Source organism: Leucobacter sp. M11, from assembly GCF_035726885.1.
In the GTDB taxonomy this organism is placed as follows: Bacteria; Actinomycetota; Actinomycetes; order Actinomycetales; family Microbacteriaceae; genus JAPFRB01.
On sequence record NZ_JAPFRB010000003.1, the window covers coordinates 540,612 to 540,829 of the forward strand.

Here is a 218-nt window from a genome sequence, read left to right on the forward strand (position 1 = left end):
CCCGGTTTCCCCGCCCCCCGAGCTGCGTGCGATCGTGCTCGATCAGCTGGACCGCCTCATCGCTTCCGGCGTTGGGCCGAGCGCGCTCCGCGATCACGCCGCCTCAGCGCCGCGCCAGGCGGAGCCCGCGGGCAGCGCTGGGCCGTCGCCCGAGCCGAGCCCCGCGCCCGCGCCGGCCCCGCGTGGCCGCTCCTGGCAGCCCGCCGAGCTGTCCGGGG